Here is a 16,364-nt window from a genome sequence, read left to right as displayed (position 1 = left end):
CGGAACAGGTCAGGCACGGAACGGACGATAGGGCTTGACAAGCGTATGCGATATTGCAAATATCGCAAACATGACAAAACAAGCACAAGCTCTACCCGCCACACTTCGCGCCATCCGCGCCAAGCTCGATCTCACCCAGGAGCAGCTCGCCGAGCGGCTCGGGGTCTCGTTCGCCACGGTCAACCGCTGGGAAGGTGGTGACACCAAACCCCAACGCGCGGCACAGGAGGCCATCATGGCACTCGCCCGCGAGGCCGGGGTCGAAGAAGCCGCCGAGGATGCCCCGGAAGCAGCCGTCCAAGTCTCCCGCCGTCGCGGCCGGCGCGCAACAGCCGCGACGCCCACCACCAAGCCCATGGAGCAGATGCTGTGGGACGCGGCCTGCTCCATCCGGGGCGAGAAGGACGCGGCCAAGTTCAAGGACTACCTGCTGCCGCTGCTCTTCCTGAAGCGGCTGTCCGACGTCTTTGACGACGAGATCGAGCGGCTGGCCGAGGAATACGGCGATCGGCCCACTGCGCTGGAGATCGCCGAGTCCGACCACTCACTGCTGCGGTTCTATCTGCCGCCCGAAGCACGCTGGGCGATGATCAGCGGGCGCGAGCAGTACGACTGGCCGCTCGACGACAAGAAGCGCAGCACCGCGCCGAAGGACATCGGCGAGCACCTGACCAAGGCCGTGCGCGCGGTGGTCAAGCAGAACCCCTCGCTCTCGGGCGTCATCGACGTGGTGGATTTCGCCGCCGAACGGAACGGCGAGCGCGACATCAACCCGGCCAAGCTGCGCGGCGTGGTGGAGACCTTCTCCGACCCGCGCTATCGGCTGGGGCTGGCCGACGTGCAGCCGGATTTCCTCGGACGGGCCTACGAGTACCTGCTGCGCAAGTTCGCCGAAGGCTCGGGCCAAAGCGCGGGCGAGTTCTTCACGCCGACCGAGGTCGGCTTCCTGATGGCCCATATCATGCGGCCGAGGCCGGGCGAGACCTGTCACGACTATGCCTGCGGCTCGGCAGGCCTGCTGATCAAGCTGCAGCTCGTCGCCCGTGAACTCGACCCGACCAGCAAGGTGCCGCTCAAGCTCTCCGGCCAGGAGCTCCAGGCCGAGAGCTACGCCGTGGCGCAGATGAACGCGATCATCCACGACATGGAGGTGGAGCTGGCGCGTGGCGACACGATGATCAATCCCAAATTCCGCAACGCGGACGGGACCATCAAGCAGCACGACATCGTCGTCGCCAATCCCATGTGGAACCAGCCGTTTGCCACGGACATCTTCGCCAACGATCCGTTCGACCGCTTCCGCACGGCCGGCGGCATCACTACCGGCAGGGGCGACTGGGCTTGGCTGCAGCATACCCTGGCGTGCATGGACGACGACGGCCGCGCCGCCGTGGTGCTCGACACAGGTGCCGTCACGCGCGGCTCCGGCTCGAAGAACGAGGACAAGGAACGCAACATCCGCAAGTGGTTCGTCGACCGCGACCTGATCGACGGCGTGATCCTGCTGCCGGAGAACCTCTTCTACAACACCACCGCCGCCGGCGTCATCGTCGTGCTCTCCAAGCGCAAGCCCGCCGCGCGCAAGGGCAAGATCGTCCTGCTCAACGCCAGCCGCCGCTTCAAGAAGGGCCGGCCCAAGAACTACCTGCCAGAGGAGGACATCCGGCCGCTGGCGGCGATGTACCTCAAGGGCGAGCCGGTCGAGGGCGAGGTGGCGGTGATCACCACCGAGCAGGCGCGGGAGGCGGACTACAACTTGAGTCCGAGTCGGTGGGTAAACGGCTCCTCTGGTGCTGAATCGGCGGATCTCGGCGCGCTACTACGCCGATTCGAAGCTTTACTGGATGCCGAGAAAAAACTCGAGGGCGATCTGGCTGGTGCCCTTGCGCAACTGGGCAAGCTGGCATGAACGGCACGGAAACTGGAAGCGCGACTCTAGCCGAGCTATGCGACCTGATATCTGAGCAGGTCCATCCGGCAGACGTGCCTGAGGCACTTTACGTCGGTCTGGAACATGTCACTCCTGGACGGCTACGCCGCTCGGGAGGCGGTATCGCGGCCGATGTCCAGAGCCACAAGTACGCGTTTCGCCGGAACGACATCCTTTACGGAAAGCTGCGACCGTATCTCGACAAGGCCATCTTGGCGGATACGGATGGGGTCTGCACGACTGAGCTGCTGGTCCTGCGAGCCAAGCCCGGAGTCGATCCCAGATTCCTCGCGTGCCTCGTGCATGATCCCGACTTTGTCGAGCATGCACTTACGGGGGTCACTGGGGCCCACCACCCACGTACGTCTTGGGCTCACATTGCTCAGTTTGAACGTCCACGATTCTCGTTCGAGGAGCAGCGAACCATCGCGGGCTTGCTGTGGCGTACTCAAGACCTCCTGCGTGTCTGTGAGGATACGATTGAAGCAGCTCAGAAGCTCAAGCTCGTTGCCATGCGCGAACTGTTCACGCGCGGCCTGCGGGGCGAGCCCCAAAGGGAGACAGAGTTCGGCCCTGTCCCTGACTCTTGGGTGTCATCTCCCTTGGACGAGTGTGCCGAGGTGCAAACGGGGGCAGCGAAAGGCAGGAGGTTCTCGGACGGGGAGACAGTCGAAGTACCGTACCTGCGCGTTGCGAATGTCCAGGACGGGCACCTTGACTTGAGCGAAATGAAGAAGATCAAGATCCGCCGTTCTGAAATCGATCGTTACCGGCTCAAACCAGGTGATGTGGTCCTCACGGAAGGCGGCGATTTTGACAAACTCGGTCGTGGTTTCATTTGGCGCGGCGAATTGGACTTGTGTGTCCATCAGAACCACGTCTTCGCAGTGCGCACGGACAGAGGGAGGCTGCTACCCGACTTCTTCGCCTATTTGGCGCAAAGTGCCTACGGTAAAGCCTATTTCCTGAAGGTTGCGCACAAAACGACCAACCTTGCCTGCATCAATAGCACGAAGCTGAAGGCGTTTCCTGCCGTGTTCCCCCCGACCTTAGACGAGCAACGCGAGATCGTCGCCGTTCTGGATGCCATCGACCGCAAGATCGATTTGCACCGCAAGAAGCGGGCGGTACTGGAAGAACTGTTCAAGGCTCTGCTGCACAAGCTGATGACGGGCGAGATCCGGGTCGATGAACTGGACCTGTCGGTGCTGGACCGCGTCGAGTCCGAAGCCGAGGAGGTCGTGGCATGAGTACCCTCAAGATCAGCGAGGCCGGCAGCGTGCAGTTCCCCATGGTCAAGCACGCCGAGGAGATCGGCTGGGAGCCGCTCACGCCCTTCGAAGCATTGACGCGGCGCGGCGACGAATCCTCCAACCTGTTCCGCGGCGTGCTGGAGCGGAAGATCCTCGAATTCAACCCATGGCTTTCGGCGGATGCGGCGCGCTCGATCGTCGAGACATTGGATGCCCTGCCAGCCACCATCGACGGCAACCGCGAGTTGCTGGCGTGGCTGCGCGGCGAGCGGCAGTGGTACGACGAGACCGAGAAACGCCATCGCCGCGTCCAGCTCATCGACTTCGAGCACGTCGAGACGAACGCCTTTCATGTCACCTGGGAGTGGAAGATCAAGCCGCCGGCTCGCAAGGGCAACCGCGCGGACGTGATGTTCGTCATCAATGGCGTGCCCGTGTGCATCGTCGAGCACAAGAACCCGAAAGACGGTGATGCGATCGAGCGGGGAATCAAGCAACTGCGCCGCTACGAGCTGGAGACGCCGGAGCTGCTGGCGGCACCGCAGCTTTTCAACGTGACCCACCTGCTCGATTACTGGTACGGCGTGACCTGGAACGTGAACCGGCGCGACATGGCGCGCTGGAAGCAGATGCCGGAGCAGAGCTACCGCTTCGCCGTGCAGTCGTTCTTCGAGCGCACCGACTTCCTGCGCACGCTGGAGCACTGGATCCTGTTCTATGTCCAGGATGGCGAGACGCGGAAATCCGTCCTGCGCCAGCATCAGCGGCGCGCCATCGATGCCATCCTCGACCGCTGCCTGGACCCCGCCAAGACCCGAGGGCTGATCTGGCACACCCAGGGCTCGGGAAAGACCTTCACGCTGCTGACGGCAGCGCGGCAGATCCTGGAGGACAAGGCCCGCTTCTCCAACGCGACGGTCATCCTGGTGGTGGACCGGACCGAGCTGGAGGGTCAGCTCAAGGGCTGGGTCGAGCGCCTGCTCGGCGAGATGCAGCAGCAGGACATCGCAGTCCGGCGGGCCAACAACAAGGCCGAACTCCAGGCGTTGCTGGACGCCGACTTCCGGGGCCTGATCATCTCGATGATCCACAAGTTCGAGGCGATCCGGAAGGACAGCTGTCTGCGTGACAACGTCTACGTCTTCATCGACGAGGCGCATCGCTCGGTGGCCAAGGACCTGGGCACCTACCTGATGGCGGCCGTGCCGAAGGCCACCATCATCGGCTTCACCGGCACACCGATCGCCCGCACCTCCCAGGGCGAGGGTACGTTCAAGATCTTCGGCGCCCAGGACGAGCTGGGCTACCTGGACAAGTACTCGATCGCGGAGTCCATCGCCGACGAGACCACTCTGCCCATCAAGCATGTGATGGCCCCCTCCACGATGACGGTGCCGACGGAGCAGCTCGACAAGGAATTCTTCGCTCTGGCCGACAGCGAAGGCGTCACCGACGTCGAGGAGCTCAACAAGGTGCTGGACCGCGCGGTGGGGCTTCGCACCTTCCTGTGCGCGGACGACCGCATCGAGAAGGTGGCCGCCTTCGTCGCGGAACACTTCAAGGAAAGCGTCCTGCCGCTGGGCTACAAGGCCTTCCTCGTCGCCGTCAACCGCGAGGCCTGCGCGAAATACAAGAGGGCGTTGGACAAACTGCTGCCGCCCGAGTGGTCGGTGCCGGTCTACACCGAGAACGCTGCCGACGCCATCGACCGGCCCCTGGTAGCAGAGCTCCAACTCTCCCCCGAGCGGGAAGAGGACGTCCGGCTGCTGTTCAAGAAGCCCGCCGAGGACCCCAAGATCCTCATCGTCACCGACAAGCTGCTCACCGGCTACGACGCGCCGCTGCTCTACTGTCTGTACCTCGACAAGCCGATGCGCGACCACGTGCTGCTGCAGTCGATCGCCCGAGTCAATCGCCCCTACGTCGATGCCAACGGGGTGCAGAAGCGGGTCGGCCTCGTGGTGGACTTCGTCGGCGTGCTGCGCGAGCTCAAGAAGGCCCTGCAGTTCGACTCCAGCGACGTGAGCGGCGTAATCGAGGATCTCGACGTCCTGCTCCAGGACTTCCAACAGAAGATCGCCCAGGCCGAGACGGATTACCTCGACGCCGGCGAGGGCGGTAGCGCCGACGAGCGTCTGGAGCGGCTCGTCTATGGCCGCTTCCTCGCCCCCGAGGCCCGCAAGGCCTTCTTCGAGGCCTACAAGGACATCGAGGCGCTGTGGGAGATCCTGTCTCCGTCGCCCGAGCTGCGCGACCACATCGCGACCTACAAGCACCTGAGCCAGCTCTATGCGGCGGTTCGCAACGCCTATGCCGACAAGGTCGGCTTCGTGGCCGACCTCGCCTACAAGACCCGGCGCCTGATCGAAGGCAGTGCGACGCAGGAGGGGCTGGGGCGGCTCACCAAGAGCGTCACCTTCGACGTCAAGACGCTGGAATCGCTGCGCGGCGAGAAGGGTTCCGACGAAGGCAAAGTGTTCAACCTCGTGCGCGGCTTGCAGCAGGAGATCGACGAGGATGCCGCGACCGCGCCGGTGCTGCAGCCGTTGAAGGACCGCGCGGAGCGCATCCTGAAGGACCTCGAGGAACGGAAGACCACCGGTCTCGCCGCCATGGACCTGCTGGCCCAACTCGCGGCCGAGAAGGAGGCGGCGCTCAAGACGGCCCGTGAGAGTGGCTTGGCGGCACGAGCCTTCGCGATCTATTGGACGTTACGCGGCGATGCGGCGTTGCAAGGGGCCAGCATTGAGGCCATGGAAATCGCCAGGGAGGCCGAGGCTCTGCTGGGCCGCTTCCCGAACGCAGCGGTCAATCCCGACGAGCAACGTCGCTTCCGTGCTGCCCTCTACAAGCCGCTCCTCGCGCTTTCCCAGGACGAGCGCGCCCGCGTCGTCGACCTGGTGGTCAAGTTGCTGCTGACGGAGGGTGAATGATGAAGGCTGGTGGTGCAGCGCATCGCGACTCCCGAACGAGAAGGCGTACAGGGCCCGGAAAAGGCTCGCTCTATCCGGCTCAGGAGCTCAAGCGCCGCGCCATGGCCTGGGCGGTGATGCTGCGTGTCAACCCGAAGGTGATCCGGGTGCAGGAGATGCGCAGGAAGTGGGGATCATGCTCCTCTGCGGGTACCGTCACCCTCGCATCCGATCTCGTCGAGCAGGAAGAGCGGTTCCAGGATTACGTCATCGTCCATGAACTGCTGCACCTCCGTTTCTCGACGCACGGCAGGATGTTCAAGGCGCTGATGAGCGCGCATGTGCCGGGGTGGCGTCGCTGGGAAGTGGCGCGACGCTGCAACGCCGACTGAAGGGGAACCGGCACGTGGATCCGAAACACCTCTTCGTGGATGAGCGCCTGAAAGGAAGCTGCGTCTACTGTGGTGGCCGACCCGATACCGTCGACCACGTGCCATCGCGCGTCTTCCTCGACGATCCGCTACCTGAGAACCTTCCGGTCGTCGAAGCCTGCCGGGAGTGCAACGGCGGCTTTTCGTTGGACGAGGAATATCTGGCGTGCCTGCTGGAGTGCGTCATGGCCGGCACGACCGAGACCGATGGGCTTGCGAGAGAAAAGGTCAAACGGGCGCTATCGAGGAATCCTCGGCTCACTGCTCAATTGGATGCGTGTCGCTGGGATGATCTCTTCGGCCGCCCCTGGTGGCGGCCCGATGAAGCGCGGGTACGCAACGTCGTCTTGAAATTGGCGAAGGGGCATGCCGCCTATGAATTGAGCGAGTCCTGGCACGACGAGCCCGACGCTTACTCGGTTCGTGCAATTCCTGCGATGCTGGAGGCGGAGAGGCAGGAGTTCGAATGCATAGGGGGAGAAGCCCAGTGTTTATGGCCAGAGCTGGGAAGCCGCGCTTTCCTGCGTGCCTTGGGAAAATCCGTCCCTCCGGCCCAGGTCGGAGCGTGGCTGATCGTACAGCCAGGTCGTTATAGATATTCGGTCGACTGGCAGACCGGGATCGATGTCCGCATGGTGATCGGTGAGTATCTCGCCTGTAGGGTCGTGTGGAACCGATAGGCAGGCACGCGTGGGAGGGGGCGTGGAAGAAACCAAGGTAGACAGGGTCGTCAGAGACTTGGTCGCGGACCATGATCGACTGGATGGTTTTCTATCCAAGGCCCATGTGGAGAGGTTGCTCGAGAAACGACAGCTGACCGTCGAGGAAGGCGCAGAGGTTTATCGACAGCTCAATGCGCTCGGCATCAGTGTCGAGGACGAATCCGAGAACCCGGATGAGACCGAAGGCCCGAACGTCGATGAGGTCGACTCTGTCGACGCCGGCGTCGATGGTTCGTTTGAACGCCTAGACCTCAGGCTGCGCAGTCTGAGCTCCAGGCTTCTGACCGCCGAGGAAGAAGTCGAACTGGGGCGGCGGATGGAGCTCGGTCGCCGCGCCCTACGTGAGCTCCAAGAAGGCGTTCCCCGATCGGAGGAGCACGACAGGATAATCGAACGAGGTAGGAATGCGAAGGAGACGATGATCATGGCGAATCTCCGGCTCGTGCTCCACATCGCGAAGCCGTATGTCGGACTTTCCGATCTCAGCCTGGATGATCTCTTCCAAGAGGGGGTGATGGGACTGATGCGCGCGGCGGACAAGTACGATCATACGCTCGGGTACAAGTTTTCCACCTATGCGACATGGTGGATCAGGCAGTCGATCACGAGGTCTCTCGCCGATCGCGGAGCGACGATACGTCTTCCAGTACACGTGTATGACGACGTGCTCAGGCTGAAACGCGCACACAAACTCCTGGGACAAGCACATCCAGAACGACGGACGAGCATGGCCGAGCTCGCCGACGAACTCGCTTGGGCGATCGACAAAGTCCATTTCATACAACAGATCGCTGCCTTCGTTCCTGCGTCGTTGGACGAGAGGATCAACGGCCATGACGATCTCACGCTGATGGACACGCTGGTTTCCGGGCTCCCGTCGCCGGAGGAGCATCTAGATCATGCCGATCTGGCGAGGTGCATCGACGGCGCCCTGAGTGGCCTGAAAGAGCGAGAGAGCAAAGTGTTACGCCTCCGATTCGGTTTGAGTGATTCCGGTCACGGGGCGACGCTGGAAGAAATTGGGCAGATGTTCGGTCTGACACGCGAGCGGATTCGGCAGATCGAAGCCAAAGCCCTCGGTCGACTCAGGCATCCAAGTCGAGGAGATGTGCTTCGCGACTTTCTGGACTCGTGAGGAGTGCAGGGAGTGTGGCGAGGGCAGAGCTTCATAGAGGAGAACGAGAATGAACGCAGAAACGGCTCGAGAGAAATTCGTCGATTGGTTGGCAAGGCGCATGACCCTGGCCGGCAGGGGCGACTGCGACGACGTGTTGAAGGTCGAGCCGTCAGGGAAGTATTGGTTGGGGAGATTGCAATCCGCCGAGGCCGTGGCCGAAAGCGACTGGGGTGATCGGGGGGAACGGCTAGAACCCTGCGCATTCGGGATCAAGGTTAAACCCAGAGGGGCGGGACCGTGGCGCTTCCGTGTCGTCACGAGTTTTCGGGTTTGGCTGTGGGACAAGTCGGCGAAGATATGGAAGAAGACCGGGCCCGTCTGCGTTGGATTCGCGATCGAAGTGCCGGTACGGATAGGGATACATCGATATGGAGAAGAGGAGATCGCGAGCGCCCTGGCCAGCGTGACTGGGCGCGACGGACTCGCCGCGCGGATCGATGTCGAAGTCGACACCGGACAGTCCGGTGATCATGAGCTGAGCGTGTCTCTGGTCAATTGCTCCCCCAAGGAACATCCGGACTTCAAAGACACACGGCTCTACCAGTCCGAGTTGCGAGTCGAGGATCTCGACACGCTCCCTTTCATGCTCGAAGCACTGGAGGATTCGTTCAGATACGACAGGTGTATCGAGGCGTACGGCATCAACTGCGGCGTACGTACCGAGTCTGGAGCCATCGTCACGGAAGATGCGGTCACGGTCGACCGCCGTAGACCTCGGTACTGGAGCGTGGACGATCCGATGCCAACCATGCGATTCATGGATTTGGCGGCCGATCCGATCGGGCCGGCGGAAGCTCTACTTTCGGCGCTGAGGAGCTGGGGAGGCGCCAACTGGGCGGCCGATGTACTGGAACATCGGGCGGACGCAGATAGATGGTCGACCGAGATGCAGCAACAAGCGACCAGGGCCGCCGAGGAATTCGAGCGAGAGTGTGAGCGACTCGCGAAAGGCATTGAGCTATTGAAGTCCGACGAAGCTTTGTTTCGCGCGTTCACCGGAATGAATCGCGCGATGTCATTCAGTGCCCGGGGCAAGTATGACTCCTGGCGTCCGTTCCAGTTGGGGTTCTTGCTCGCGAACCTTTCGTCGGTCGTGGACAAGGAGCATGAGCCGGATGTCGTCGACGTCGTCTGGTTTGCGACGGGCGGAGGCAAGACGGAGACGTACCTCGGCCTTTTGGTGACGGCTGCGTTATACGACAGAATGACCGGGAAAGTATCGGGAATCACTGCGTGGAGTCGTTTCCCTTTGAGGATGCTGTCCCTACAGCAGACCCAGCGTTTCGCCGACGCAATCGCCTCGGCAGAGATGGTTCGCCGCGAGATGGGTTTGGCAGGAGATGGTTTCTCACTTGGGTTCTTCGTTGGGCAGGGTGCGACCCCCAATCGCATCCTCGAGAACCCCAAGCCGGGCGAGCCGGATCCCGACGACGACCAGATGCCGCGCCGATACCAGGTACTGGAGTACTGCCCTTTCTGTCACGAGCGTTCGATAACGATGGACTTCGACAGGCGCTCGTGGAGACTCGAACACCGATGCGGAAACACGGACTGTGTAGCGAATGGTGACGCTCTGCCGATATACGTGGTCGACGAGGAGATCTACAGATTTCTGCCTACGGTGGTCGTCGGCACCCTCGACAAGGCGGCATCGATCTCCCTTCAGGCGTCCATGCGCGGCATGGTCGGCGCGCCTCTGGGGGTGTGCTCCAAAGAAGGGCATGGATACACCTATGCCCCGAGGAGTTCACGTCCTTCGGGATGTCTCGTTCCCGGTTGTCGGGGGACTCGCCAGGCGTTGCCCATGGAGGAGGATAAGTATGGACCGTCCTTCCGACTCCAAGACGAACTGCACCTCCTGCGGGACAGTCTCGGGGCTGTCGACTCACACTACGAGGCTTTGTACGACGCGCTGCAGGACGAACTTTGCGGCAGGAAGCCAAAGGTACTTGCATCCTCCGCGACACTTACGGGTTACGAAAAGCAGGTAGACGTTCTGTATCGGCGAGCGGCGCGTGTTTTCCCCGTTCCTCCGCCGCGTGTCGGCGGAGGCTTCTGGACCGCGGATTCGGAAAGCTTGATGCGCCGGTTCGTGGCGATAGCGCCGCGGGGGGTGACCATCGAGTACACGGTCGATCGATTGCTGACCGAGTTGCAGATCGCTGTGCGGAATCTGGCGCGAGATCCCGTATCCACGTGTGCAGATATCGGGATCGATCCGCAGTTCTCGGCGGAGTTGCTCTCTCTGTATGGAACGAACGTCGTCTATGGGAATACGTTGCGTGACCTCGAGGCAGTGATGCGCTCGATGGAAACGCAGGTGCTCGTTCCTGGTGCGATCAATACTGCATCACTCACGGGCAAGACCGACTTCTCGGAAGTGCGCGAGATACTCGAAAGATTACAGAGCCCCGAGGACTCGTTCGAAGAGCGGCTGCATATCGTATCGGCATCCTCGATGATGTCCCACGGCGTGGATGTCGATAGGTTGAACGTGATGGTGATGCTCGGTATCCCGCTGTCGGCAGCCGAATTCATCCAGGCCACAGCCCGGGTGGGGCGCCGCTTCCCGGGCCTCGTGTTCGTCGTCCACAAGATCGGCCGGGAACGTGACGCAGGGGTCTTTCGCTCCTTCAGACAATTCGTCGAGCAAGGGGACCGATTCGTCGAACCCATACCGGTTACGAGGCGCAGCCGCCGAGTCTTGGACCGAACCGTTGCCGGCCTGGAGCTGGCTCGCTTGCTGGTAATCCATGAGGGGTCTTCTGGAACCGCTCTGACGACTTTGCGCACTTTCAAGGACTATGTGTCGTCTGGGAAATTCGACGTCGACGTGGAACTCGATGCACTGATCGAAGCGCTTGGTTTGCAGAGCGAGCTCGACGAGCCGTTGAGAAAGGACCTGCGAGTATGGTTCGACGAGTTGCGCCACAACATCCTCGTACCACCCAATGATGCGCGTTTCCCTTCCGATCTGTCGCCGTCTGGTCCACCCATGCTGTCGCTGCGGGACGTCGAGAAGCAGGTCCCGGTCATCGGGACCAGGGTCTGAAGGAGGAGAAAAGTGAAAGAATCGAGAAGCGCTTCCCAGATCCTCTTCGGATTCCTTCCGGAACAGACCGTCGACCTGCGCGGCGGAGTGTGGAAAGTCAAGGACTGGCGGCATCCCAAGGTTCGCGGCGAGATCGATTCGGCATCGCTTCGGCGGGAAATCATCCGGCAGGCGACGCCGTGGAGTGCAGTGGGAATGGACGCCGGTTTCGTCGCCCATTTGCACGCGGGCGCACCCATCACAGTGTTGACGCTCGACGAGAACAACGGCGTCGAAGTGGAGCCGTTTCCGAAATCGTGGATATGCAAGTCCTGCAAGAGGGTACACGATACGCCGGATGCGACGTGTCCTTGCGGGGCAAAAGGTCAGAAGGGGCAGCTGTTCTTCGTGGGCTATCACGACAAGTGTGGAACACTCCGAGCACCGTGGATCCCCAAGTGTCCCGAGCACAGGCAGGTGCGCATCGTGTTTCCTGGAACTTCCTCCGCGACCGAAATCCGATTCGAGTGTCCGGTATGCGATCGAGAACTCCGGAAAGGGTTCGGACACGTCCCGTGCGATTGTGGTCAGGGCAATCTCGCCTTTCAGCCACATCGTGCGTCTTCTGTCTACACGCCCCGCAACGTCGTGATCGTCAATCCGCCTTCGCGGGAGCGCATACGGGCGATCGCCGAAGCGGGTGGACCACCCAAGGCGTTGAGCTGGGTCGTGGATGGCATGAAGACCAAGACGGTCGAAGAAGTCCCAGCCAGTCGTGAAACCCTGAGGCGGCAACTGGAGGCGCAGGGGCTGCCCCCGGAGATCATCGACAAGATGCTCGACATCGCCGGGACGGCATCTGGAGCACTGCAGAGTGAAGACATCGTGCTGCCATCGGGTCAACGAGAGGATGCAGAGGCCCAAGCAGTGACCATCGCCCTAGCGACAATGGAGTCCAGGACCAGAATCGACGATTTGGTGGCGGCGACCGATCCTTCCAGCGAGCTCGGTCTACTCTACCGCGTGCGATATGCGCACGCGCTGCGTTCGGCCGGGCTGTGCGCAGTCGACCTGATCGAGCGTTTCCCCGTGCTCACGGGGCACTTCGGCTATACGCGAGGTGACCACGAGCCTGGCAAGGGGCGGCTCGTCCCATACAAGGGGCGCCATGGACAAGGTTACAAGGTGTACGCGGACATCGCCGAGACGGAGGCCCTTTTCGTCAGGTTGGATCCGATGAGGGTCGCGAAATGGTTGGTCGATGCAGGTCATCCACTCGCCGAGTGGCACGACGAACGAACGGCTCGATCAGCCATATTGGAGGCGGCACGCCTGCCTTCGTCGACGGACGAGAAGGACGGGTCCGTCGGCGCTGCACTACTCGAGTTGGTCCATTCCTATGCGCATCGTTTCCTGAGGATATCCGCCGTTCACGCCGGCATCGACAGAAATGCCCTTTCAGAGCTGCTGGTTCCCCTGCATCTGGGGTTCTTCATCTACGCTGCCGCGCGGGGCGACTTCGTGTTGGGAGGACTCCAAGCCGTGTTCGAGACCGAACTGCACCGTCTGTTCGACGCCATCGTGTATGACGAGCATCGTTGCGCACTGGATCCGGGTTGCTCCGACGCCGGGGCGGCTTGCATGGCTTGCCTTCATGTCGGAGAGCCATCCTGCCGCTATTTCAATCGGTATTTGAGCCGTCTGACGCTCTTCGGACAACATGGGTATCTGCGAAGCCCATGAGTCTCGGTTCATGGGCCCCAGACAATGGCGTCTTTGATCTTTCGGCTGGCAACGACATAGAGACCCACCTTCGCCCGACTCAACCCGACATAAGCAACGGCGCGAAGGTCTTCGATCGTCGCGGCATCCGATAAAGCAAGGACGACCACGTCACGTTCGAGCCCCTTGAAACGGTAAACGGTTTCGACGGGAATACCATGACCGTCCAGTGTGGTGAATAGATGCCCAGCCACGCCGGTCGATCGCAGTTCGGAGACCACCGATGTGGAATCCGTCAGGACGATCAGCTGGGTCGGCTCGATCTTGTCTTCGAGGACTATGCTCTCGACCAGGCCGACGACGTAGGGTGTGAGCTGCTCTCGACGGTCCACCTCCACGAACCTCGGCTCCGGTCCATCGACAAACTTGCCGTCGAGGCGATCGTCGAAAATGCTGGCCACCCTTCGAGCTATCGGACCCGTGTTCCGGCAATTCACGGTCAACTCGAGTTCGACCAGTCCTTCGGGTATCGACCATCCTCGTCGATACAAATCTTGGTGAGAGTCGGCGAATAGGTATAGAAGACCATCGTCGGCAACGATAGATTGTGTCACCGAAAGCCATTCCATGGCGAAATCCTGAGCCTCATCGACCAGTACTGCATCGTACTGCGTGCCGTTGCGAGCGGCAGCCTCGCCCAGAATGCGAGGGGCTTCGATTTCGTACCACTCGCTCGTCGGGTCGAACGGGGTCTTCGATTTGGCGCGTCGTGCCTCACGAAGTACGAGGCTGTGAAAGGTCTCGACGTCGACCGATGAGCCATGCAGTGTCGACGCGAGATGCTGTCTCAGTGGCGCGTTGTAGCAGAGCAGCAGTACGCGAAAACCAGATGAAGCGAGCTGACGCGACTTCTCTACGGCCAGCACCGTCTTCCCCGTCCCGGCGCCCCCGAGGATCATGGCGCGCTTGACGCGTCTGATCGCTTGCAGCACCACCATCTGTTCGCTCGTCAAATCGAGCAATGCTTGCCCGGCGTCTCCAACGTCGTCTCGCAGGAGGCGTCTTACTCGAATGGTAGGTGCCAAATGGTCAACGATCCGCTGGACGTCACTCTTGGACAAGGCTCGATTCTGTCCCCAATGGCGGAATATCCGTTCTATCGCCTCCATTGGCCGAGCCAGATCGACACGGTCGACGACGATTTCTCTGGGTGCATTGAGCCCGAGAAGCTGAGTGACTTCTATGTCCGGGAACACGACGGCATGCACGATCGGATACCGTGTCAGGGTGGGATCGACCGCCTTGAAGAAGTTGAGCAACGCATATTTGGAGTCTTTCGCCTGATCGAACGGGTTTTTGATGGAACGGCGGATTCCGTCGCCCCCAGTCGAAAACCAAGTGCCGTCAATGGCTTCGATCCCGCCGCCCTTCACCTCCAAAACGAGGATGCCGAGGTCGGGAGCCAGCACGACGAAATCGGCTTCGCCGTCGCCCTGCTTGCCCCCACGACGTGATTGCCAGGCAACCGAATGGAAAACAACGAGATCATCAGCGGTGGACAAGCGCTCGCGCACCTTGGTCTCCGATCGCGGGCTGCTCGGTGATGCTTCACGGGGGTAGAAGGTCGTCATTGGCTCGATTGGTCCGGTTTCCGTGGCGGCCGACGGAGCCCCCGATCGGTGGTGATCCCCGGCTGCCTCGTGTGCTTGCGCGTCTCGACGATCTTGGAAACATGACGCGCTGCGTCGGCGGGTGATTCATGCGCCCAAATCCTCACCACTTCCCACCCGAGCTCACTAAGGCGTCGATCGGTGTCGGCATCACGGGCGCGATTGGCTTCGATCTTCGCTCGCCAGAATTCGGCGTTTTCCTTGGGCCAAGTGGCGTGTAGAGGGCAGCCGTGCCAGAAGCACCCATCGACGAACACTGCGACGCGCGGACCCAGGAAAGCAATATCCGCGACCCGCCGCGGTTTCGAAAGTAGTGGTACTTGCAGGCGATATCGTAGACCCAATGCGTACAGGGCCTTGCGAAGTTCTATCTCGATGTCGGTGCCGCGCTGGCGCACACGCGCCATACGACGACTTGCCTCAGGCGACGAGGGGGTTGCGCGCGACACCACGTTTCCCCTTTGTGCCCGTCATCGATGGTTGAATGGCGAGATGCTGGAGGATGCTACGACCGATGACCTTTCCAAGTGTCACCGGTACGGCATTGCCGATCATGCGCCCCAAGGCCTTGAACTGGATCGGCGCACCGTCCGGGACGAAGGAGTAATCCTCCGGAAAGCCCTGCAAGATGGCACCTTCACGCAGTGAGATCGCGCGGTCCTGCTCGGGGTGACCAAAGCGACCATTGCCGAAGCCGTAATACTGCGTGGTGAGTGTAGGGGCAGGCTCGTCCCAGACCATGCGGCCGTAGACACCGGGATAGGTGCGACCCGTATCACGCTGGTGGCACTCCGCAATCAGACGTTTGGGCCAGTCTCGCCATGTTCCACCAGGGCGCGATGCTCGGATCCGCTCGAGGTTGAGTTTCGACAGCCTGGAAGCCGCATGCAGCGGATCGCGCGACAGAGAGTCGCCGGCGGCGATTGCTGGGAGCTTGCCAATCGCTTCATGCACGGTCATTGGGCGATTGTGAGTGGATTCGATGAGTTCGATTCGGCCGAGTCGCGACGCGAGTAGCACCATTCGACGTCGACGTTGAGGCAAGCCGTAGCCAGAGCAGTCCACGACATCGTGCCAAACCTTGTAGCCGAGTTTTTCCAAAGCGGCGACGAAATCACCGTACACCTCGTGTTTCTCTACTGTCGGTACGTTCTCCATGGTGACGATATCCGGGCGCACACCTTTGACCAATCGTGCGAACTCATACAACAACGCCCAGCGTGGGCTGCCCACGGTGTCGTAGCGTTGTGCATAAGTGGAGAACGGTTGACAAGGCGCGCACCCGGCGAGGATGCGGATGTCCGCGTCGCCGAAAAGAGCGCGTAGTTTCGCAGGTTTCGATCGAGAAACGTCTTCTTCGATGAATCGTGAGCCGTTGTTGGTTTCGAATGGATGACGGCACGCAGGATCGACATCGATGCCGGCGACCACAGGAATACCTTCTGAAGTCAGGCCGTGAGTGAGCCCACCCGCACCGCAAAACAAATCAATGCAGGCCAAGGTCGTCATTCATGAT

At 61.4% G+C, this 16,364-nt stretch carries 11 protein-coding genes; 8 read left to right on the top strand and 3 right to left on the bottom strand.

Translation table 11 applies throughout. The annotated features are described in order from the left end of the window. Nucleotides 1-34: 34 nt before the first annotated feature. The 8 genes from G579_RS0103980 to G579_RS15715 are packed head-to-tail and all read left to right on the top strand — an operon-like array spanning nt 35 to nt 13,199. A complete protein-coding gene (locus G579_RS0103980) occupies nt 35-1,909 on the top strand; it encodes an N-6 DNA methylase (RefSeq protein WP_211218647.1) in 1,875 nt (624 codons plus the stop codon). After that, nucleotides 1,906-3,180, top strand: a complete 1,275-nt coding sequence (locus tag G579_RS15730) for a restriction endonuclease subunit S (protein ID WP_051180809.1) — start codon at nt 1,906-1,908, stop codon at nt 3,178-3,180. Before G579_RS0103980 ends, G579_RS15730 begins: the two co-directional genes overlap by 4 nt. Next, nucleotides 3,177-6,116: a type I restriction endonuclease subunit R gene (locus G579_RS0103970; RefSeq protein WP_028989139.1), complete on the top strand. Its 2,940-nt coding sequence runs from the start codon at nt 3,177-3,179 to the stop codon at nt 6,114-6,116. Before G579_RS15730 ends, G579_RS0103970 begins: the two co-directional genes overlap by 4 nt. After that, nucleotides 6,113-6,487: a M48 metallopeptidase family protein gene (locus G579_RS15725; RefSeq protein WP_230973783.1), complete on the top strand. Its 375-nt coding sequence runs from the start codon at nt 6,113-6,115 to the stop codon at nt 6,485-6,487. The genes G579_RS0103970 and G579_RS15725 overlap by 4 nt, the downstream gene beginning before the upstream one ends. A gap of 14 nt (nt 6,488-6,501) precedes the next feature. After that, nucleotides 6,502-7,206, top strand: a complete 705-nt coding sequence (locus tag G579_RS0103960; protein ID WP_028989138.1) for a hypothetical protein — start codon at nt 6,502-6,504, stop codon at nt 7,204-7,206. A gap of 22 nt (nt 7,207-7,228) precedes the next feature. Beyond that, nucleotides 7,229-8,383 (top strand): sigma-70 family RNA polymerase sigma factor, encoded by a 1,155-nt coding sequence (locus tag G579_RS15720; protein WP_051180808.1) that lies wholly within the window; start codon nt 7,229-7,231, stop codon nt 8,381-8,383. Between the two features lie 49 nt (nt 8,384-8,432). Continuing rightward, on the top strand, nt 8,433-11,477 hold the full coding sequence (locus tag G579_RS0103950) for a helicase-related protein (RefSeq protein ID WP_028989137.1): 3,045 nt from the start codon (nt 8,433-8,435) through the stop codon (nt 11,475-11,477). Between the two features lie 12 nt (nt 11,478-11,489). Continuing rightward, nucleotides 11,490-13,199 carry a hypothetical protein gene (locus G579_RS15715; protein WP_028989136.1) on the top strand — a complete coding sequence of 570 codons (1,710 nt, stop codon included), beginning with the start codon at nt 11,490-11,492 and terminating at the stop codon, nt 13,197-13,199. A gap of 8 nt (nt 13,200-13,207) precedes the next feature. Here the strand turns inward: G579_RS15715 and G579_RS15710 are convergent, their stop codons facing one another. Genes G579_RS15710 through G579_RS15705 form a run of 3 tightly spaced genes read right to left on the bottom strand, consistent with a single transcriptional unit; the run spans nt 13,208 to nt 16,357 of the window. Continuing rightward, entirely contained in the window at nt 13,208-14,752 is a 1,545-nt protein-coding gene (locus G579_RS15710; RefSeq protein ID WP_162142967.1) for a nuclease-related domain-containing DEAD/DEAH box helicase, read from the bottom strand. 53 nt (nt 14,753-14,805) lie between these two features. After that, entirely contained in the window at nt 14,806-15,297 is a 492-nt protein-coding gene (locus G579_RS18540; protein WP_211218646.1) for a very short patch repair endonuclease, read from the bottom strand. Further along, complete coding sequence (locus G579_RS15705) at nt 15,269-16,357, bottom strand: DNA cytosine methyltransferase (RefSeq protein ID WP_051180806.1); 1,089 nt, start codon at nt 16,355-16,357, stop codon at nt 15,269-15,271. Before G579_RS15705 ends, G579_RS18540 begins: the two co-directional genes overlap by 29 nt. Nucleotides 16,358-16,364: the final 7 nt, after the last annotated feature.

The sequence above is a fragment of the Thermithiobacillus tepidarius DSM 3134 genome (genome assembly GCF_000423825.1).
GTDB classification, from domain to species: domain Bacteria; phylum Pseudomonadota; class Gammaproteobacteria; order Acidithiobacillales; family Thermithiobacillaceae; genus Thermithiobacillus; species Thermithiobacillus tepidarius.
This window is presented reverse-complemented; position numbering and strand designations above follow the sequence as displayed.

Coding starts and splice junctions, on each gene's coding strand:
- G579_RS0103970 (WP_028989139.1), top strand. CDS start 3,177: ATGAGTACCCTCAAGATCAGCGAGGCCGGCAGCGTGCAGTTCCCCATG.
- G579_RS15725 (WP_230973783.1), top strand. CDS start 6,113: ATGATGAAGGCTGGTGGTGCAGCGCATCGCGACTCCCGAACGAGAAGG.
- G579_RS0103950 (WP_028989137.1), top strand. CDS start 8,433: ATGAACGCAGAAACGGCTCGAGAGAAATTCGTCGATTGGTTGGCAAGG.
- G579_RS15705 (WP_051180806.1), bottom strand. CDS start 16,357: ATGACGACCTTGGCCTGCATTGATTTGTTTTGCGGTGCGGGTGGGCTC.
- G579_RS15730 (WP_051180809.1), top strand. CDS start 1,906: ATGAACGGCACGGAAACTGGAAGCGCGACTCTAGCCGAGCTATGCGAC.